This is a genomic window from Anaerosporobacter sp., from assembly GCF_965301125.1.
Map to the genome: position 1 here is coordinate 1 of NZ_CBDLAM010000025.1, position 22,606 is coordinate 22,606.

A 22,606-nucleotide genomic window follows, 5' to 3' on the forward strand; every position below is an offset into this window, starting at 1 on the left:
CAACTTATTTCATTGTATCAGAGATTTCCTTCGATGCTTAAGCTGATTGCGCTGCTAATAGATTTACTTGATTAGCAACAACCGCAAAACCACGTCCATGTTCTCCTGCACGTGCCGCTTCAATAGATGCATTTAAAGATAACATATTTGTTTTATTAGAAATACCAGCAATTACATTGGCGAAACCCATTATCATAGAAGTCATTTTCTCCATGTCTTCCATATTCTTAGTTGCTGCTGAAACTGCTTCTGTTAATAGTGTAATCTTCTCGGATAATTCTTTAATACTTTCCATTCCTTCTTTTACTAGGTTTAAAGAAGTATCAGCGCTATTAATAGAATCAAAAGCATTTTGTTCTACCTTTTGTTGTGATGTATATAGGTTATTCATCACAGTAACCATATTAACTAAATGTGTACTTTGTTTACTTGTAATTGTTTTTAATTCCTCAATGATACCTTGATTTTGTGCTTCACCCATAACACTTTCTCCTTCCATAACTTAACTTTCTATTATAAAAACTGTAATAGATCTCTCAAAGTTTTTATACCAATAAGCTTTATCCCCTTGACTTCAATCAATTCTTTGTTAACTTGAGGGAGGATGCAGATTTCATATCCCATCTTCTTAGCTTCTACTACTCTTTGTTCTGCCTGATTAACACTTCGTACTTCACCTGTTAAACCAACTTCTCCAAAAGCTATCGTCTTTCCATCAAGCGGACGATTCTTGTAGCTAGACATAACAGCCAAAATAATCGACATATCTAAAGCTGGTTCATTAATCTTCATACCACCAGCAACATTAATATACGCATCACAGCTAGCTAATTGTAAACCTAGACGTTTCTCCACTACCGCCAAAAGAAGATTAAATCGATTATAATCGGTACCAGCTGCTGTTCTTCTAGGCATATTAAAATTAGTTTGACAGACTAAAGCCTGTACTTCCACCATAATCGGCCTAGTTCCTTCCATTGCACATGTAACTATGGAACCTGACTCTCCTTCTGGTCTACCTTGTAACATATATTCAGATGGGTTTGAAACTTCAACAAGCCCAACATTACGCATCTCAAAAACACCAATCTCGTTAGTTGATCCAAAACGATTCTTTACTGCTCTTAAGATACGATAGGATGCATGATTATCTCCTTCAAAGTATAGCACAGTATCTACCATATGTTCAAGTACTCTCGGTCCAGCAACAACACCTTCTTTTGTTACATGCCCAACAATAAATATGGAAATTCCCATTCCCTTTGCTATCTGCATTAAACTATTCGTTGTCTCCCTTACCTGGCTAACGCTACCAGGTGCAGAACCAATATCTTCACGAAACATAGTTTGAATAGAGTCTATTATTACCACATCAGGAGTTAATTTCTTAATAGCACCTTCAATTAAGTCAAGGTTTGTCTCGCTTAGTAATAGTAAATCGCCCTCTGAATAATTTAGTCTACTCGCACGCATCTTAATTTGTTTTAAAGATTCTTCACCAGAGATATATAGCACATTCTTATGTCTAGATGCTAATTCTTTACACATCTGTAATAGTAGCGTTGATTTTCCTATACCAGGATCACCGCCCACTAATACTAATGAACCAACAACAATTCCACCACCTAGTACACGATCTAGTTCACCAATGCTTGTACTAATTCGTTCATCAGATTCACAATTCACATTACTAATTTTTGTTGGCTCAACCTGTATTCTACGATCCTTACTTGCTCCTGACACTGTCCTCTTTGCCACTGGTTCTTCAACAAATGTATTCCACTCTTTACAACCAGGACACTGGCCAACCCATTTTGCAGATTCATAGCCACATTCTTTACAATAAAATACATTTTTAACTTTCGCCATTGCTACAAACCTCTTAAACCTTCCTACGTTTTCAAAAAAATTAAGAGGTGCTCAACTTCCATTGGATATTAAGCTACCTCTTATTAATCACGTTGTATCTATAGTTTAACAACTTTAACTTTTGGTCGTTTTCCGTTACTTAACTCTACACTTACAACTAATTTACCACCTAAATTTGTTTTCATCTTTCCAACGTTTGTATCATCAACAAAAACTTTATATTCTTTCTCAGGCTCTAATTCTAATGTAATTTGTACATCTTCAGTACCTTCTACTGCAAAATTAATTTCTTTATCTGTTGCATTGAATGAAAATACGGAAGTACCAGGTACTGATTCATACACAAATAATCCATTCTTTTCAAGCTTCGTAATTTCTTTGAAAGTTTTTACTTTATACAAATCTCCATTATGTTCAAAATCTGAAACTTTAGATTTTTGGTCTAACATATAGTTACCAAAGCTAATTGCTCCATCATTCTCTTTACGAATTAATTCTTCAACCACTGTCATTACAGAACCCTCCATTTTTATACAGCACATCATTTAGTGTCTCTTCTTGACTTAAAATCCTATTAATGGCATTCACCATAAAGATTATTCAATATAATCACATTATATAATAATCGACAACTTTTTACTAGTGAATCTTGCGTGATTTTTATAAAATAAATATTAATATAGATTGTAACGATTCACAACTAATATTCCGCTAAATATATATCGTATTTATTTTACTTTAACTGAAATACAATATTTTTATCAACTGCATCTATACAAACTCGGTTTCCTGTACCTACTTTTTGGTCTAGGATTTCCTCTGCTAGCTTGTCTTCAATGTTTGTTTGTATCGATCTTCTAAGTGGACGAGCTCCATAGTTCTTATCGAATCCAGCATCAGCAATAAATTCAACTGTTGCATCTGTAAATTCAAGATCGATATCCAATTGCGCCTTTGTACGTTTTGCAATGACTTGTAACATAATACGAGCAATATCTTTAATATTTTCTTTTGTTAGAGAATGGAATACGATAATTTCATCAATACGGTTAATAAACTCTGGTTTAAAGAGTCTCTTAACTTCCTCCATTACCCCTTCTTTCATCTTATTATAATTTTCTTTCTCATCTACTTGCGTTGTAAATCCAAGTTGTTTTGGTGCAACAATACGATTTGCCCCCGCATTGGAAGTCATAATAATAATTGTATTCTTAAAGCTTATTTTTCTTCCTTGTGCATCTGTGATATGACCATCATCTAATACTTGAAGCAAGATATTGAACACATCAGGATGGGCCTTTTCAATCTCATCAAAAAGAATTACACTATATGGATTTTGACGTACCTTCTCACTTAACTGACCACCTTCTTCGTATCCAACATATCCTGGAGGCGAACCTATAATCTTAGATACGCTATGTTTCTCCATATATTCAGACATATCAACACGAATCATGGAATTTTCATTACCAAACATTGCTTCTGATAGTGCTTTTGATAACTCAGTTTTACCAACACCTGTTGGACCTAGGAACAAGAATGAACCAATTGGACGATTTGGATCTTTCAAACCAACACGCCCTCTACGTATTGCTTTTGATACTGCTTTTACCGCTTCTTCTTGACCAATTACTCTATTATGAAGTATATTTTCAAGATTACGAAGACGATTGCTCTCTTCTTCTTCCAATTTACGAACCGGTATCTTCGTCCATCCAGAGATGATATCAGCTATTTCACTTGGAGTTACTACCATCTCTTTCTCTGTTTTCTCTTTTTCGTGTTGCACACGAAGTCTATTTAATTCTTCTACATTTCTTGTTTGTTGCTTCTTAATTTCTCCAGCTTTCTCATAAGCTTCATCTTTAATAGCTTGTTCCTTTTCTTCTTCTAAACGCTCATTCTCTTCCTCAAGTTTTTTAATATCTGGACTAGTAATGAAAGCACTTAATCGAACTTTAGATGAAGCCTCATCAATTACATCAATGGCCTTATCAGGTAGATAACGGTCGTTAATATAACGGTTTGACATACGTACAGCTGCTACTAAAGCATCATCTGTAATTCTAACTTGATGATGAGCTTCATAGTGATCACGTAATCCCTTCAAGATAAGGATAGACTCTTCCTCAGAAGGTTCTTCAATAACTACCGGTTGAAATCTTCGTTCTAATGCAGCATCTTTTTCAATATATTTACGGTACTCTTCTCTCGTAGTGGCTCCGATTAATTGAATCTCACCTCTAGCTAAAGATGGTTTCAAGATATTCGATGCATCAATTGCACCCTCTGCTCCGCCAGCACCAATAATCGTATGAATCTCATCAATAAATAACAAGATGTTACCATCATTCATTACTTCTTGAATGACCTTCTTAATTCTTTCTTCGAATTCACCACGATACTTAGAACCTGCAACCATACCACTTAAATCAAGAGTTAATACTCTCTTATCTTTAATTGTCTCTGGAATATTACCTTCTACAATTTTTTGTGCTAACCCTTCTGCAACAGCAGTTTTACCTACACCTGGTTCTCCAACTAAACATGGATTATTCTTTGTTCTTCTGCTAAGAATCTGAACAACTCTTTGAATCTCATCTTCTCTTCCAATGACAGGATCTAATTTTCCTTCTCTTGCATAAGCTGTTAAATCACGGCTATATTGATCGAGCGTTGGTGTAGAGGATTTACCTTTTGACTTATTCTTGTTAGCGGCATATTCACTCTTAGCAGAATTACTATCTTGACCGATGGCTGTTAATATATCAATGTATAATTTCTGAATATTCACACCTAGTGTATTCATAAGACGAACTGCAATACAATCCGACTCTTTAAGTAGCGCAATTAATAAATGCTCTGTCCCTACAGCTTGAGATTTTAGACGTATCGCTTCTCTGTAACTTTGATCTATGATACGTTTCGCTCTTGGCGTAAAACTTCCAGCTTCTAATACTTCTACAATAGAATTTGGAGCAATAAGCTGATTTACTAAATCTATTATTTTACCTTCATCTACTCCATTCTCTTCTAAGACTTTAGATGCTACACCTTCTACCTCAATAAGACCAATTAGTAGATGTTCTGTTCCTATATAACTATGCATTAACCGATATGCAGAATCTGCTGCTACCTGCAATGCTTCCTTGGCATTTGCTGTGAATCTATCGTTCATTCTGTACACTCCCTTTCGTTGCAATTTATTGTATTAATTCTGGCAAGCCTTCATTTAAAAATTTGGCTCTTGCCCTTTCTCTTTCTTTTGTTCCAACATTCTTTCCTAAAATCTTTTGCAAGTTAGCAGGTTGAATTGCCATCATTAATTTATAGAAAGACGGTATCTCTTCACTTGCAATAATCTTGGAATCATATCCAAATTTGATTTGGGATAGTAACGTCATTGCATCCGCAGTTGATATCTGCTTTGCGTAACGTAAGACCCCATAGGAACGATATACTTGATCCTCGTACTTATCAAAATTAGAATCTAACAGATATTCTCTTCTTCTTCGTTCCTGTTTGATGATTTGATCTACTATGGTGATCAGATTTTGTATGATATCATGCTCTGACACCCCGAGGGTTTTAAGGTTTGATATCTGATAAATATTCGCAACACTCTTGTTTCCCTCTCCATATACACCTCGTATGGAAACACCATATTTACTTACTTCATCAATTAACTTATCTATCTTACCTGATGTAGCAAGTGCTGGTAAATAAACCATTATAGATGCACGTAATCCTGTACCTACGTTGATTGGACTACTTGTTAAGTATCCTAATTTATCATCAAAAGCATACTCTAAGGTTTCTGAGATAAAATCATCAATCATATTTGCTTTCTCCAGTAATGGTAGCAAATTCATTCCACTACTTATTACCTGTATGCGGATATGGTCATCTTCATTAAGCATAAGACTTACACTTTCGTCTTCTGTCATAATGACTCCCGCATGTTGATTCTTTTCAACTAATTTCTTTGTTATAATATGTCTCTCAGCTAGAGCTTCTTTTTCGATATCACTAGCCTTTGTTACATTATAATAATAATACTTTCCAACTATTTCTTCAAGCTTTGCCTTCTTCTCATCTAATCGGTTATGAATATCTTCACATAACAATTCTGCTTGTTCTAAGGAAAGTTTAGGAGAGAATGGATACTTCACAAAATTCCTTGCAAGTCGAATTCTACTAGAAATCACAACATCGCTTTGTTTACTCTGTTCTTCATACCACTTAGGCATTGTTGATTTCCTCCTTATTTGTTTCATCCTTCTTAGTATCAACTTTTTCTGCGGTTTTTCTCTCTTCTTCTTTCAATCTTTTAATTTCATCACGTAATTTTGCAGCTTCCTCGAATTCCTCTTTCTCAATTGCTTCTTGTAATAAAATACTTTTCTTATCTATCTCAGATAAATCATTAATAATTTTGTTCATTGATGACACATAGCCTTTTGGTTTCTTGCCTACATGGGTATCTGCTCCATGTAAACTCTTTAAACTTCTAGGCAATATCTTGCGAAAATTCTCATAACACTTAGCACAACCAAACATGCCTTGTTGTAAGAATTGTTCGTAAGTCATCCCGCAATTCTGACATCGTATTTCATCATCCTTGGTCTTTTCTTTTCCTTCTGTTTCCGTGTTAGAATCTTCTTTTTCATTTGATTTCGAATTTGATGCACTTCGATAATTACCAAGTATACTTGATAATATATCTCCTATCGATACGTCCTTATTCATAAATGCGGAGTTCATATGAAAACGAGTACATTCTGCTGCACATTCTTCACACAAATGTTGTTCTTTCATCTCACCATTTACAATTTCCGTATAATAAATCTTGGCATCTCTCTTCTTACATTTATCACATAACATATTATCGCCTCCTTGCTGCGACACTTCAAACACAAGACGGGACACTATTACTTCTTACCTGAGCCAATGGTTCCATTGACCTAAAGAAATTCATTGAAAATATTATCTACAGCTTCATGAACTTCTTCCTTGGTAATATTCTTACAATATGCTTCTGCTAAAACTACCTGCAATGCATTCATCATATCCAGCATTGCCTTGCGTTTATCCGCTTCCACAGAAATAACAGCACCTTTCCTTCGATCTAGTTTTAGATAACCTTCCTGTTTTAATATAGTATATGCTTTGTTAACTGTGTGCATGTTAATTCCTATATTTTCTGCTAATTCTCTTACAGATGGCAGGTTATCCCCTTCTTTAAATTCAGAACTTGCTATTCCTAGTATTATCTGATTTCTTAACTGAATATATATCGCTTCTTCGCTATTAAAATCAATACGTACAATCACATATATCACCTTCTTTTAGTTATATCTGTTATACCGTCAGTATAACAGATATAGTATCTTTGTCAAGTATTATATAAGAACAGAGTAGTATACTTTAATCTATCTTAAGCATACTACTCTTTCAAATCATTCACATCTCTATACAATTATATTCTCGTATTCAAGGCTAAGGTGAAAGAATTTTTTATTTTTAGAAAAATTCATCATCTTTTGTTCCACGTAACTTAATTAACAACCGAATCACTACTAATGTAGCAATTAATGTTATTATACAACTCACAGCAACTAAGATTCTCATATTTGCTAATTTCTTGGCATATTCATCTTTCGTTACCTTACCTGTGTTTGTTGTAGTTGCTTGATCATAAGAGGAATCATACCTTTGTACTGTATTCTCAATTTTATCATAACGATAGAACTGTGCCTCACTATCACCCTTTTTCATGTATAATAGCACATAGTCAGCAACTTCTCCGCCAACTGGTTCGTACACAGTAACCGTAATCCCTTGCAATTTCATAGTTGTTTCTTCATACCCACTTGGGATTAAACTATCATCTTCTAAGGATATAACCTCGTATTCAGAAGAAAAATATAGCTGAATTCTGTCATCTTCTTCAGTTACTAAATACCCATCTGATTCCAGTATCTCTTCTTGATCTTCTGTGTCTTCACCTTGCGACTCTCCATCTTCTGGTTCGTCTATCGTATTCTCACCATCAGTTTCTGTCTGTTCATTTTGGTTCGCCTGATCTTCTTTTTTAGTAACTACGATTGTGTAGGTCTTCTGATCTCCAGAAGGTGCTGTTACTATTATATTCACTTCGTTAGGGCCTGCTTTCAGATCTTTATTCCCTTTTGTTGTTATTTTAGCATCTTTATCCGAAGCCATAGCACTAATTACAAGTTCCTTCACATCACTCTTAACTTCAGCTGTATATTTTGTTGTTTTTGATGAGAATTCAGGGGATAATACCCCAGGGCTAATTCTTAATGAGTCTAGCTTCGCATTGTTTGAAACTGTTTGATCTGTTCCAATATCAATTGATAGACGATTGCTTGATACTGACATCTCAGCAGAATCTTCATATGTATATACATATGCTTGATCCATCGTCTCAATTTGTGCATTACCTTGCTTAATTGCTTTGAATTGTAATACGTACTTACGGCTCTTAACAATATTCTCAGGATTCATATCAGAGACACGAAGAATTCCATCTCCTCCACTAACCATGCTTCCACCACTAATGAATTCCATCTTACTTTCATCATAGGTAAGAAATGTTTCAAATCCACCAATATCATCTGTTGCCTCTACTTTAACAATTACGCTGAATGTATCATTTAGCTTAATGTCGGTATCCTTTTGTGTAATTGACACAGTGGCACTTGCTGCTTTTACCGATTTACTTGGTACTATGTTTACGAGTAAACATAGTAATAGAATATATATTAGTACTGCATTCTTCCTTTGTTTCATTCAATCTTACCCCTTTTATTCAGACAATCGAATTACATTAAGTTTGTAATCTCGTTTATCTCCATTCTCTGCAACTACAGATACTACAACCTCGTTGCTTCCTACATTCAATGGTACTTTACCCGTACCAGAAACAGTAGCCTTTTTACTTGCTGTTGTTGCTTTCACAACAATAGAATCTGTATCAGCTTCAACAATTAAGCCGTATGTCTGTTCAATAGAAGAATCAAAAGTTGGTGTAATTGCATATCCTTCTACCGCTAATGTCTTAAGCCAATTATTCGGATTAAGCTGATCTGCTGGTAATGCAGCTGGTGTATCTGGCATATTAAGGAATACTGGTATTGAGAAAACAATTGGTACACTGGACATACTACTATAAGCAGTGAATGTTTTTGATGCTTCTGAAGCTGCTGCTTGTACATTCGCCATATATTGATGAGAGTATGTTGATATTGGTGTCATATTGAATTTCTCAAGATAAATTGTATTCTGGCCCCTATTAATATAGGTTGATCCAATAACATAAGCGCCACCTACAATTGCACGATATGGGCTTGTCCATGGAATAAGATATAATGCATTATTTGTTGCATTCGATGTTCCATTCTGTGCATATTTTAATCCATTAGCAACTGCACCACCAGCTGCTGTACTATGAGTAGCTCCTATATTATAGAAGTTATATAAACCTTCATATCCACTAACTGTTCCTGTTACGCTTGAACTAAATGTCTTATTAGATGTAATAACTTCTTGTTTTACTCTTGATGCCAAATGATATGGGCTAACTCCAGAGTATTTTGCTGCCTCAATAAATGTCTGAGCATATGTCTTGGTCTGTTCTACACCATCATCATCTGTATACGTAAAACTTGTACCAGCCATTGGTGTTCCACTTAATATATTTTCTATACCATCTATAGTCTGATACTGTTCTTGATATGCCAGCAATTCAAATTGGAAAACACCTTGTGGATTCAAGAAATTCCTTGGATCCATATAGTATGCAATAATATCTTTTGATGCAGTTACCCAAGTAGAACCATCATATACTACGAAACTGTCTGTAGCCCACTTATATGCGCCAGACTCCATAGACTTCCATGCGATATTCTTACTATTTGGAATTAAATTCTTACCAACTACACTTTCTTTTGAAACTGCTGTATTCCAATCAAGTCCTGTATGATATGCCTCGAATTTCCAATGAGGATACTGACTATGTAGCGTTCTTAGATATGGTTTATAGCTTTCCGGAAAGCCCTTCTCTGTCATCATCTGTTCAAATTCTGCATCTGTTAATGGTTCTGAGGTAGTTCCTCCTGATGTATCACCCGAATTGGTATCTCCTGGAGTTGTTCCACCCTGATTATTATCTCCATTATTTGAATCATTACCAGAAGAATCATCACCTGGAGAATCACTACCAGTATCTTTTTCTGAATCTAATTTCACGTAACTACCAGAAATATATCCTGTTAATACTTTATCCTTATATGTAAAATCGACTTCATACCAAGCGGTTCCTGATACTTCTTTAACCGAATAAATGGTTACTTTAGTGCCTGTTGATAGATAAACCTTCGCACCTGTAGAATCAACCATTTGACTATTCGTGGTTCCGGCGCCTACACGAACCCTAAGATTATTCGTTGTGACTACACCTGTATCAATTGGCTTTCTCTCCTCTTCCACTACGCGCTGTGTGAATAAAACCTTATTCGCTTCAATATATCCTTTATAACTCTTCTTACTATATGTAAATTTCACATAAAAATACTTAACTCCATTTTTAGTTGTTTCTTTTGTGATTGTTAATTTGGTCTTGTTGGCTAATGATACTGTTTTATTAGAAACTTTCAGATATGATTTACCACCTGCAGCTTTTCTTATCTTCACTTTGGAGCTACTATTTACTTTTGCAGCTACTGAATCCTTCAAAGTTAATTTCACATAATCACTTAGTACGTAACCTTTTTTAGTCTTACCTTCCCACTTGAAAGAAATGTAATACCACTTTTCTTTACTTACCGTCTTTTCTGATAAGATTGTAACTTTAGTTCCTTTTGCTATTGATACCTTTTTTTTCGATACTGTTAGCTGCGCTGCCGTTCGAGATGCTGACTTTCTCACATTCAATTTCGCGGCTATAACACTTGCAGGTATATCAAGTGTTGTTGTGGCTGCCTGCACTTTCTCCTTTTTTGATAGCAAGCTAGTAGACGGACATGCCATCACAATGCACAATAGCAGGATTAATACCTTATGCCATCTTTTCTTATTCATACATAACTCCTTTCTTATGCCATAGAGTATTCATTCTACTCTGTTTTTGTCCTTCACAATTACCAACTATTTCTCGAATTTACATTATATATTAAAAAATACTGAATATCTATGGCATTTTAATGGCATTTTGTCAATTATACTACTCGATTCATCGGTAAATCGTTGTTTACACCTTTCGATATTAGAATCTGATGTAAATCGATTACGCCATTTAAAAATGTTGCTGCGCAAGAAGAAAGATAAACATCCCACATTCTAAAGAATTCTTCACCCTTTTCCTTCCTGATTTGGTCAGTATGTTCTAGATAATTCTTTCTCCAACATAATAACGTCTTATTATAATGTCTCCGCAAACTTTCCACATCTAGAGTAAAGAAATGATACTCAGGTAACAAATTAATAATCTCTCTTAGACTAGGTATCATGCCACCCGGGAAGATATATCTCTTTATCCAAGGATCTCCACCATGTTCCTTATGTCCACTAATATAATGCAATAAGAATAGTGCACCTGGTTTCATAACTGCATTGGCAGATTCTAGATATTCCTCATAATTCCCACGGCCAACATGCTCAAGCATACCAACACTAACAACTCGGTCAAATTGTAATCCAGACTTCTTCAAATCACGGTAATCCATAAGTTCTACCGTTACCAAATCTTCTAGTCCTTCTTTCCTTATATCTTCTTTACATTTTTCATACTGCTGTGTACTAAGTGTTATTCCATAACCTTTCACTCCATATTCTTTAGCAGCAGTCTTTAACAAGAATCCCCAACCACAACCGATGTCTAATAGAGTCATTCCTTTTTCCAACTGTAATTTATCAAGAATGTGATGCACTTTATTACATTGTGCCTCATACAACGTATCCGTATCATTCTTAAAGTACGCGCAGGAATAGCTCATTGTCTCATCTAGCCACAATGAATAAAAATCATTTCCTATGTCGTAGTGAGAAGATACTTCTTCTTTTTGGTGCTTCTTAGACATATTATGGTGGAACAATTTCTTTAATTCAGAATGATCTCTATTAAAAGATTCCATATTACCAAGGAAGAGATTTAGAACTTCATATAAATCTCTATCCACATCAATAATCCCCTTCATATACGCTTCGCCAAGAGCTAATGATGTACTTGTTAGTAATTCCTTTTTGCTTATATCTTCAGTAATTGTTACAGTAAATTCCGGTTCCCCTTTACCCACTTTAAGATGCTCTCCCTTCATATTGATTGCAAAAGGGATATGAATAAATTTACTTAAATAATCTGCTATAAATTGATGCAATGAACGTCACTCCTTATAAGATTTATTTACTTCACATTACTTATAAGGGTTTCCACTTTTATGTTAATTATTCTCTGATTCGTTATTGTTTTCCAGCCGAACTCAACTATAAAATAGCTCTCTATCCAGTACGAAATACATCACACCCACACTGGATAAAGAGCCAATAAATCTTCCTTATTCACCTACAGATAAAAGCAATTTATAATAACTACCTACTCATCAACCTTAGTAAAAGAGATTGTCTTAGTAATAGTATAATCTCCAAGTTTTACTGTAATTGTTGTTGTTCCTTCACCTTTAATAATCAATTCCACACCATATGAATCCGTCCCAATAGTTGCAATATTGGTATTACTCTCACTAATTAACTACTAAATTCGTCGATTGCTTTACCAATATCGTTTCTCATATATTTGTTAGAGAAATCAATCCACTTCGTTGCTTCATATGCATTTGCTCTTGCTTCTTGTAATGTAACACCCTTTGCAGTAACACCAAGAACACGACCTCCGTTAGTTACAATCCCTTCCTCTGTAGCTTTCGTTCCAGCATGGAACACATAGTAACCATCTTTATCTTTAAAGTTTTCAAATCCAGTAATCTTAATTCCTTTATCATACTTTTCTGGATAACCAGCTGATGCTAAAACAACACAAACCGCTGCATTATCTTCGAATTGTAAATCTATTTCATCTAATTTTCCATCGATACAAGCATTCATTACTTCAATGATATCATTCTTCATACGAGGTAATACCACTTGTGCTTCAGGATCACCAAATCTAGCATTGTATTCTAATACTCTTGGTCCTTTGTCTGTCAACATAAGTCCACAGAATAAAATTCCAACAAAGTCTCTTCCTTCTGCTTTCATCGCATCCATCGTTGCTTGGTATACGTATTTTTCACAAAATTCATCTACTTCTTTTGTATAGAATGGACTTGGTGAGAAGGTTCCCATTCCACCAGTGTTTAGACCTTGGTCTCCATCTTTTGCTCGTTTATGATCTTGTGCACTTGTCATAGGTTTAATATGTGTTCCATCACAATAAGCAAGTACCGATACTTCCCTACCTGTCATGAATTCTTCAATTACAAGACGATTGCCTGCGCTACCGAATTGTTTATCAAGCATAATAGATTTTACACCAGCTTTTGCTTCTTCAAATGTATTGCAGATTAAAACACCTTTTCCAAGTGCTAATCCGTCTGCTTTTAGTACAATGGGATACTCGCTTGTCTCTAGGTAAGCAATGGCATCGGCAGCAGAATCAAATGTCTCATATGCTGCTGTAGGGATATTGTATTTCTTCATTAAGTCTTTTGAAAAAGCTTTTGATCCTTCAATGATTGCTGCATTCTTTCTAGGTCCAAATACACGTAATCCTCTTGCTTCAAAAACATCAACCACGCCTGCTACTAATGGGTCATCCATACCGATAATTGTTAAATCAATTTTATTTTCTTCAGCAAAATCTGCTAATTTATCTATTTCCATTGCACCAATATTAACACATTCTGCAAGTTCTGCAATTCCTGCATTACCTGGTGCACAATAAATCTTATCCACATGCTTACTTTTCGATACGGAATATGCTATTGCATGTTCTCTTCCGCCACTACCAACGATCAGTACTTTCATTGATTCTCCACCTCTCTTATTTGATTACCGCTTTACTATCTATAATCTCAACTTTACCATTCGCTATCATGTCAATTGCTTGCGGTAAAATCATCCACTCCGCTTGTTCCATTACTCTCTTTTGTAAAACTTCTGCCGTATCACCTTGTTTCACTTCAACGGCTTTTTGTAATAGAATAGGACCACTGTCAACTCCAGCATCTACAAAATGTACAGTTGCACCAGTAACCTTTACACCACGCTTAAGTACTTCCTCGTGCACTTTCAAACCATACATTCCTGGCCCACAAAAGGATGGGATCAAGGATGGGTGAATATTAATGATACGATCCTTATATTCCTTAACAAGCATTTCAGGAAGAATCACTAAATATCCTGCAAGGACAATTAAATCTACATCATATGACTTTATTGTTTCAACTAAAGTTTTATTAAAATCTTCTCTCTTTTCAAATTCCTTAGGAGAGATGCATTCCGCTGCAATTCCATGCTTTGTCGCTCTAGTTAGAGCATAAGCATCTTTTTTATTACTTATTACTACTTCTATACTTGTATTACGAATCGTACCATTTTCTACTTTATCAATAATTGCTTGAAGGTTTGTGCCTCCTCCAGATACTAAAACTGCAATCTTCATACGATTTCTCCTTATTCTACAGTTACACCCTTGTCACCACTCTTAACTTCACCAACAACATATGCTTTCTCGCCTGCTGCTTCAATAAGACGAATTGCTTCATCTACCTGAGTAGGATCAACAGCAACCATCATACCAAGTCCCATGTTGTATGTGTTATACATCATCTGTTCGGCGATATTACCATCCTTAGCAAGCATATCAAAGATTGGAGGGACTTCGTAACTATTCTTCTTCACAAATGCACGAACTCCTTCTGGAAGCATTCTTGGAATGTTTTCGTAGAAACCACCACCTGTAATATGGCTACAAGCCTTCACTGTAATTCCTCCGTCTTTAAGAGAACGTAATGCTTTCACGTAAATCTTTGTAGGAGTTAATAAAGTTTCCCCAAGAGTTGCACCAAGTGATTCATAGTAAGTTTCTAATGCATCACGGTTCATGTTGAATACTTTTCTTACTAATGAATACCCATTACTATGAATACCAGATGAAGCAATACCGATTAAAACATCTCCATCTTTTAAGTTTTGTCCTGTAATAAGTTTTTTCTTATCAACGATACCTACTGCAAAACCAGCTAAGTCATATTCATCAACTGGATAGAAACCAGGCATTTCTGCTGTTTCTCCACCAATCAATGCAGCATTTGATTGAACACAGCCGTTTGCAACACCACTAACGATTGTTGCGATTTTTTCTGGTTCGTTCTTGCCACATGCTATATAGTCAAGGAAAAATAATGGTTCACCGCCTGCACACGCAATATCATTTACACACATTGCTACACAGTCAATACCGATTGTATCATGTTTATCAAGGATAAAAGCTAATTTAAGTTTTGTTCCAACTCCGTCTGTTCCTGATACTAAAGTTGGTTCTTCCATATCTTTAAAACTAGCCAGTGAGAATGCACCTGAGAATCCACCAATATTAGTAAGAACTTCGCTTCTCATTGTTTGCCCAATATGTTTCTTCATAAGTTCAACCGCTTTATATCCTGCTTCAATATCTACGCCAGCTTTCTTGTAATCCATGTTACTTTCCTCCTGTTATTCCAACGAATTTATAAAGTTACTTCTCTACAGACTTAATAAATTTCTTCGTAATTTATCTTACCACATTTTTCGTTCTTTGTCTTACTTTGCACTGTATTAATTTCTTATACAACTTATTAGTACGATTTATAAGAATCGAATTATATATAAGTTAAACTACTGTAACTGTATTGTTTAATAGAAGTAAAAAACAACTTTTCTAGCTGTATGCAGATGTGAACATGTATCTATATTCACATCTGTCATTCAGCACAGAAAAGTTGTTCCTTTATTGATTTAGATATGCTTGATATTTGATAGTTTCTAACTTTTCCGCTTTCTCAAGAACCATGTCGTTTAACCCATTCGCATAGGTTTTCAAACGCTCTCTTAATTCTAAATCTGTCGTTGCAAGAATCTTAGCTGCTAATAGTCCTGCATTTAATGCACCGTTAATTGCCACTGTAGCCACTGGAATACCAGGAGGCATCTGACAAATTGAATACAAACTATCCACTCCACCAAGAGCTTTTGTTTGAACAGGTACCCCAATAACAGGAAGAACTGTCATAGCAGCAGTCATACCTGGAAGATGTGCCGCACCACCTGCACCTGCTATAATGACTTCAAGACCTCTTTCTTCTGCATTCTTTGCATACTCATAAAGACGATCAGGAGTACGATGTGCAGAAACAATCGTTAATTCATAATCAACCTTCAACTCATCTAAAATCTCCGCTGCTTTACTCATAACAGGAAGATCCGAATCGCTTCCCATAATAATACCTATCTTTGCCATGTAATAACCTCACTTTCCATTGTTTTTCTTATACTTATCTATTTTTATCTATCATCTAATCTATCACAATTCCTATTGAATTAAGGTTTCGCACTTCATTATGTTACCGTTCTTGATTATGCTATATTACTTCATTATGAGCTATTCTGATTCTTGTAATTAGGTTATAAATGATTTAATAATAAATATTAGGTCCATTTATCCCTTTAAGCACCTTGCTCGTACTTGTGTATCTATAAAGTAGTAAGCAAAACTCTCAACAATGCAGATCAGCTTCTTAGCCACCGTACTATACTAAGAAACGATAGCGAAATATCTATAGTACTTCTTAGTGTGTACTTAGGCAACATAGGAAGGTGAGCCATGGATGGCGAGCCAGCCTGAGCTGAGGCAGGATGCCGAATCGAAGGCGCTTCCGTATCAATTGATGAATATAGATGTACACACATAGAAGTACTTAGATATGTAGCGTGTTTCGTGTCATAGTACGGTGGCTAAGAAGCTATCAACCCGTCCATAGAGTTTTGCATCACAACCTAAAATCGAATCTTATCATGTGCAAATCGAACTGCCTCTAATGCCGCTTCTATAGTTTCCCCTGTTGCAGTTATATGCCCCATTTTCCGTCCAACAGAAACTTGTTCTTTACCATACAGATGAATCTTTACACCCGGTTTTTGATAAGCTTGTTCAAGGCCCTGCACATTCGCATCACCATTTGTTTGACCAATAATATTCTTCATCGCTGTTGGACGAATGAGTGAAGTGTCTCCAAGTGGTTGTCCTAGAATTGCTCGAATATGGTTTTCGTATTGTGAAGTATAACAACCTTCAATTGTGTAATGCCCCGAATTATGTGGTCTTGGTGCCAATTCATTAACAAGAATATGTCCATCTTTCTTTACAAACAATTCAATGCAAAGCATTCCACAACAACCAAATACTTCAATCGTCTTCTTTGCAATCTCCATTGCTTCTTCTGTAGTTTCTTTTGAAATTACAGCCGGTACAGTTGTTTCATCAAGAATACTATTCACATGAATATTCTCAGCAACTGGGAACACTTTAACATCTCCATTTGCACTTCTACACACAAGAATGGATACTTCCTTCTCAAATGGTACAAATTCTTCTACCATTAACGGAAGTTTCCCTGCGCCGAGACAGTTATATGCTGCTTTCACTTCTTCTTTTGTTTTGATGATTGCATTACCTTTTCCATCATAGCCACCTGTACAAGTCTTTAAAATAATTGGATAACCGTACTTTTCTCCTGCTTGTAAGATTTCATCAATACCATTAACACCAAGATAATCTGGAACAGGTATCTCATGTTTACGTAACCAATCCTTTTGATCCAATTTATTCTGAATGTGAAGTAGGGTCTCACTTGATGGATAAACTGTATGACCTTGTTCTTCTAATAGTTGCAATGCCTTCACATTAATATGCTCAAATTCGTACGTCACTACATCTACGCGCTCTGCTAATTGCTTGATTGCTTCAACATCATCAAAACCAGCAATAATATGTTCATCTGCAACACTATCTGCAGGACAATTCTTCGTTGGATCTAGGATTACAAAATAGTAATCCAATCTTTTCGCATCAAGAATCATCATCTTACCAAGTTGTCCTCCACCAATTATACCTATTCTATGCATACTTATCCCTGCGCCTTTCTCAAGAATCCTATTATCGTTACGCTAATTGTACTATCGCAAATAGGCCCAGTCAAGAATTTAAAGGCTACTGATACTTTAGAAATTCTTATGTTATTTATAACTATCGATAAATATCACTATTATACTTTACTTTAAATCGATAGATAGACATAGAGCTGTCCCATGAAGTCTACTTCACGGGACAGCTCTAATAACATTATCTATTCTTTATTAATCTACCTTAAATTGTTGTACTGCCTCTACTAATTCTTTTGCATTGATATCAAGAATATTCGCTGCTTGGTCAAGTGTGTCTACTTGTTTTAACTGTTCTTTTGATGTCTCATTATCTGCAGTAGATGCTGCTGCATTCTCTTCTGAAACAGCTGAAATACTCTCTATTGCTAGTAAAGTGTTAATTCTTGCACTTTCAATTTCTGATATACTCTTAGTAATTGTTTTAATATTATCGACCAGTTGTTCTACATGATGATTGATATTATCGAATGTCTTTTCTGTAACATCTACGGCTACTTTTTGTTGTTTCATTCCTTCACCAGCGGCTTGTACGTGCTCTACTGTTATTTGAACGCTGTTTTGGATCTCACTGATAATATTATTAATCTGTGCTACCGAATTTGCAGATTGATCTGCTAATTTACGTATCTCATCAGCTACAACAGCAAATCCGCGCCCTGCATCACCAGCTCTAGCTGCCTCAATAGAAGCATTCAATGATAATAGATTTGTCTGTTCTGCAATATCATTAATAACAGATACGATATTACCGATTGCTATTGATTTTTTCTCTAATGTAACAATCTCTTCTACAACCTGGTTTATAACAGTATTCGTTACATCTGTTTTTATTTCAAGTTCTTTCATCTTATCCGTACCTGATACAACCGCAATCTTCGTATCTTGTGCAATACTCTCCATATCAATGGTATTCTGACTAACATTCTCAATCTTCTGTGACAATTTATCCATCTGTTGAAGACAATTTTCTGAATCATTTGCTTGTTGATTTACACCTTGTTCAATCTCATCAATAGCAGCAGATATTTCTCTCGTTGCTTCTGTAAATGTATTGGCTGAAGTTGTTACTTGTATTGATGACTCTGAAACAGTAGTACTTAATTCCTTCGTTTTATTAATTAAACCTTTCATACTATCTGTCATCTCTTGAATATTCTTTGCAAGAATCAAGAATTCATCTTTACGTCTTGTATGAAACTTAATTGTTAAATCTCCAGAAGCTACTAATTTAAGATTTTTGATGATACGCGCAATTTCTTTGCTAATACCAAATGTAATAAGTAAACCAAGACTCAATGCAACAATACAAGCGATCACTACAATAACAATTGTTATATCCTTAATTCCTTCGGCTTGTGCTGTAATATTACTTTTTGGCATTAATGCGCATATGGTAGTTCCTGTTTCTCCAACCTTAGAATACATATACATATATTCTTCACCATTATAATTTACATATTCACTTCCCGATACATCTAAGACTTTCGATTGATTTAGATGTAACTTTTCGTTTAAGAATATAGGCTCAGTGATTTTATCATCCAAATGAATTTCTCTTCCATCTTCTGTAACAACTGCTACAAAAGAATTCTTTCCAAAATCAAGACTTCCAAGGATTTTATCTATAGATGAAGAACTTACATCAATTACAATTGCTGCATCTGCAATTTGAAGTTTTCGCATATAACGCATCGCGTATTCACCTCTGCCTGTACTAAAAGTAGAGTCTATCGCATCGCTATATCCAAACCAACCACTTTGGGGGTTATTTTCTAATATTTGTTTACCTTCTTTGGAGCTTATTAGGGTAGAATAGCTACCTGTTGTTTTAATCCCTGTTGATGAAATAGGTGTTGCGATATCAGAAATCATATGTACATCTGAAATAAACTCATCTGATACCATTTTTGAATGCATCTGATTAAATATTGTATTATAGATACTTTGTCTTTCTGATTTATCTAATACAGCATAATTCATAAAATAATTTTTAATATTATCATCAGCTTCAAATTGAATTGCAGTTGCTTCAATGGAATTCAAACCAAACTCTATGTACTGTGTCGTTAACACTAGTGTTTGCATACTAGCTTTTTCATAATTAGTAATAATGCCATCCGATGCTTTTCTATATGAAATAGCACCTAGTGCAATGACAAATAAAACTGGAACTAAAAAACTAATTGTTAACTTAAACCCAATACTAGTCCTCTTTTTTGTATTAACTGCCTTTTTACTTTTCATACTTTAACCTCCTTGAAGGTAACCCCAAATTTATAATCTTATATATACTTTATTATAATTTCAAACTAATTTCAACTAAAATGTGTATATTATAACCATTTTTAGCAAAATTATTTCAAAACTAAAGTTGACAAAAAAAACAACTTTTCGTAGCTGTGTGCTATATGTGATTCTATATATGTTCACATATGGCATACAGCATAGAAAAGTTGCTTCGTTCTAAATATTCATCTCATCAAGAGGTTTATTCAATTCTTCTGTACCAGCTAATACGAATCTTCCGTTTTCGATTATTACAATCTTATCTCCATCTTTTTTATATACTGCAATTTCTCCTAATTCATCATAAGGAATTGTTATATCAGTATGGCAACTAAAATATGCCTTTGTAATATCTGTTTTACGTAAAATCGAGCATTCATTATCTTTAGCAATCATCTCTTTACCATCAGGATTACGAGTAACAACTTCCTCACTCATGCTAAAGCAAGTATCACCCATGGCAAAATGAGGTCCTGTTTTCTCAGCAATAAGAATTGGTAATTTGTCTTGGATATTATACTTTCTTCCCATTACATAGGCAGTTGTATTCGTACCAATTGCGAATTCACCCATTGGTAGAGTATCATGGTTATACAAAAGATTCTCTTTAATGAATTTCTTATTCTCTTCTTCGTTATCAAAATTCTTACATGTATAATCAACAATCTTACCGTCTTTTAATGTTAATGCTAAATCGATGTATTTGTATTCGCGTAAATACACTTCACTTACATGCAAAACACCATCTGTTCCAGTAAGTTTTGGTGATGTGAATACTTCGCCTACAGGAATATTAACATCTGCTAGACAGTTTTCAAAACCTGTTTGTTTTGTTGGATCTGTAATTTCATGTAATTGTACTTTAAGATCTGTTTTATTTACTCCTGTACCAAGAATATGAACGTATTCTCCTTGATCTAAGGTATCAATTAACGTCTGCTGAATATTCTGATATAAGTGATAGTCAAGTGTATTCACTTTGACTGTTTCTTCAAAGATTTCTTCAAACTTCTCACCGATTTCAGGCACTGGATATGCAATAATTGTGAAACTACGTTCATCTCCTTTAATATATTCATTCATTAATAAGCGTGAATCGCGGCTAAACTCAACATCAAGCTTTTGTTGTTTTTCACTTAATTTGTTGCTTTCTGATTTACTTACTGGTGTAAATGGCCTCTCACCAAATGTTTCGATTACGGCTGGTCCAGCAAATAATGATGCTTCTTTTTTGAATGCTTCATAACCTTTTCTAAGATGAGCTAGTCTCTTTTCTACATAAGCTTTATCAAAGTATAATCCATAATCAAAGCGATGGTCATAATCATATTGTTTATTGAACTTATTAGCACCACTTCTTCTGATGGTAGGTTTTAATCCTAACTTCTCAAATTGTTTGATTGCTGCACGTACCATACGCTCAAAACCGATTTCATAGCGAACATTAACAATTCCCTTCTTGGAAAGATCAATGTTTGCATAGATAAAACCAATTCGGTATCCTTCCGTATATGTGAAAGCCATTGCATCTATCTTATCTTGGCTTAAACTATTCATATATTCTGCTGTCTTGATTTCATTTTCCGTAATACGTTCACCATATTGGTATAGGTAACGTAAATCTGTTAAATCGGAATCCATTATAATATCTGTTATGAATGATAGCTCAGGATCTAACAATTCTCTCGTACGGTAATAGCACACTTCCTCACTGTAATCAGTTGCTGTATAATATAGTGCTGATTTCACTTCTTTATATGTTGTTTCATCTTCCTCTTCAAAAAGATTGTAGATTTCAATAAACAACTCCATATTAATTGTCATATCGAATAAACGATATTCAAAAGCACCTGCTAAACAAGCGCGTAATCTAGCATATAGACAAGTTAAAACCTTACCATAATTCTCACCCAGCATCTTAACTGCATATTCTGGATTTGCATAACTTGTTTCATAATTTTCTTCAAGAATATCTTCATATAAATCATGATTTATTGCTTGTAAATCCGAAAGGGATTTCTCTCCATAACTACCATCTTCTATAGATAAAAAGATATCTTTCATCTTAATAATGTAGGTTGCTACTTTATGAAAGTAATCCAGATATGGTTCTTTTACTGTATTTTCAGATGGGATTTGACTAATTCTTTCTACTGCTAAATCAAATCGTTCTCGTATTAATTCATTTTCTTCTTTTAACTTTACTCTGTAATCCATTTCTTACTCCTTT

17 protein-coding genes are annotated in these 22,606 nt (G+C 34.8%); all 17 read right to left on the bottom strand.

The window, feature by feature from the left end:
- Positions 1-37: 37 nt before the first annotated feature.
- Positions 38-481 (bottom strand): methyl-accepting chemotaxis protein, encoded by a 444-nt coding sequence (locus ACW2QF_RS04495; RefSeq protein ID WP_455714801.1) that lies wholly within the window; start codon positions 479-481, stop codon positions 38-40.
- 32 nt (positions 482-513) lie between these two features.
- The gene (gene radA, locus ACW2QF_RS04500) at positions 514-1,869 is read right to left on the bottom strand and encodes a DNA repair protein RadA (RefSeq protein ID WP_455714802.1); all 1,356 of its coding nucleotides are present in this window, start codon (positions 1,867-1,869) and stop codon (positions 514-516) included.
- A 98-nt stretch (positions 1,870-1,967) separates the two neighbouring features.
- Complete coding sequence (locus ACW2QF_RS04505) at positions 1,968-2,381, bottom strand: endosialidase (protein ID WP_455714803.1); 414 nt, start codon at positions 2,379-2,381, stop codon at positions 1,968-1,970.
- A gap of 221 nt (positions 2,382-2,602) precedes the next feature.
- Positions 2,603-5,047, bottom strand: coding sequence for an ATP-dependent Clp protease ATP-binding subunit (locus tag ACW2QF_RS04510; RefSeq protein WP_455714804.1), 2,445 nt, complete (start codon positions 5,045-5,047; stop codon positions 2,603-2,605).
- Between the two features lie 25 nt (positions 5,048-5,072).
- A complete protein-coding gene (locus ACW2QF_RS04515) occupies positions 5,073-6,119 on the bottom strand; it encodes a protein arginine kinase (RefSeq protein WP_455714805.1) in 1,047 nt (348 codons plus the stop codon).
- The gene (locus tag ACW2QF_RS04520; protein ID WP_455714806.1) at positions 6,112-6,753 is read right to left on the bottom strand and encodes a UvrB/UvrC motif-containing protein; all 642 of its coding nucleotides are present in this window, start codon (positions 6,751-6,753) and stop codon (positions 6,112-6,114) included. Before ACW2QF_RS04520 ends, ACW2QF_RS04515 begins: the two co-directional genes overlap by 8 nt.
- Before the next feature lie 80 nt (positions 6,754-6,833).
- Complete coding sequence (locus ACW2QF_RS04525) at positions 6,834-7,202, bottom strand: GntR family transcriptional regulator (RefSeq protein WP_455714807.1); 369 nt, start codon at positions 7,200-7,202, stop codon at positions 6,834-6,836.
- A gap of 190 nt (positions 7,203-7,392) precedes the next feature.
- Positions 7,393-8,685 (bottom strand): cadherin-like beta sandwich domain-containing protein, encoded by a 1,293-nt coding sequence (locus ACW2QF_RS04530; protein ID WP_455714808.1) that lies wholly within the window; start codon positions 8,683-8,685, stop codon positions 7,393-7,395.
- Positions 8,686-8,700: 15 nt separating this feature from the next.
- Positions 8,701-10,974, bottom strand: a complete 2,274-nt coding sequence (locus ACW2QF_RS04535; protein WP_455714809.1) for a cadherin-like beta sandwich domain-containing protein — start codon at positions 10,972-10,974, stop codon at positions 8,701-8,703.
- 137 nt (positions 10,975-11,111) lie between these two features.
- Positions 11,112-12,269 (bottom strand): class I SAM-dependent methyltransferase, encoded by a 1,158-nt coding sequence (locus ACW2QF_RS04540; RefSeq protein ID WP_455714810.1) that lies wholly within the window; start codon positions 12,267-12,269, stop codon positions 11,112-11,114.
- A 367-nt stretch (positions 12,270-12,636) separates the two neighbouring features.
- Positions 12,637-13,914 carry a phosphoribosylamine--glycine ligase gene (gene purD / locus ACW2QF_RS04545; protein ID WP_455714811.1) on the bottom strand — a complete coding sequence of 426 codons (1,278 nt, stop codon included), beginning with the start codon at positions 13,912-13,914 and terminating at the stop codon, positions 12,637-12,639.
- Between the two features lie 16 nt (positions 13,915-13,930).
- Positions 13,931-14,551, bottom strand: coding sequence for a phosphoribosylglycinamide formyltransferase (purN, locus tag ACW2QF_RS04550; RefSeq protein ID WP_455714812.1), 621 nt, complete (start codon positions 14,549-14,551; stop codon positions 13,931-13,933).
- Positions 14,552-14,562: 11 nt separating this feature from the next.
- Positions 14,563-15,588 carry a phosphoribosylformylglycinamidine cyclo-ligase gene (gene purM / locus ACW2QF_RS04555; protein ID WP_455714813.1) on the bottom strand — a complete coding sequence of 342 codons (1,026 nt, stop codon included), beginning with the start codon at positions 15,586-15,588 and terminating at the stop codon, positions 14,563-14,565.
- 289 nt (positions 15,589-15,877) lie between these two features.
- Entirely contained in the window at positions 15,878-16,387 is a 510-nt protein-coding gene (purE, locus tag ACW2QF_RS04560; RefSeq protein ID WP_455714814.1) for a 5-(carboxyamino)imidazole ribonucleotide mutase, read from the bottom strand.
- 536 nt (positions 16,388-16,923) lie between these two features.
- Positions 16,924-18,051 carry a 5-(carboxyamino)imidazole ribonucleotide synthase gene (locus ACW2QF_RS04565; RefSeq protein WP_455714815.1) on the bottom strand — a complete coding sequence of 376 codons (1,128 nt, stop codon included), beginning with the start codon at positions 18,049-18,051 and terminating at the stop codon, positions 16,924-16,926.
- 231 nt (positions 18,052-18,282) lie between these two features.
- Positions 18,283-20,334 carry a methyl-accepting chemotaxis protein gene (locus tag ACW2QF_RS04570; RefSeq protein WP_455714816.1) on the bottom strand — a complete coding sequence of 684 codons (2,052 nt, stop codon included), beginning with the start codon at positions 20,332-20,334 and terminating at the stop codon, positions 18,283-18,285.
- A 219-nt stretch (positions 20,335-20,553) separates the two neighbouring features.
- Positions 20,554-22,593 carry an aminopeptidase gene (locus ACW2QF_RS04575; RefSeq protein WP_455714817.1) on the bottom strand — a complete coding sequence of 680 codons (2,040 nt, stop codon included), beginning with the start codon at positions 22,591-22,593 and terminating at the stop codon, positions 20,554-20,556.
- Positions 22,594-22,606: the final 13 nt, after the last annotated feature.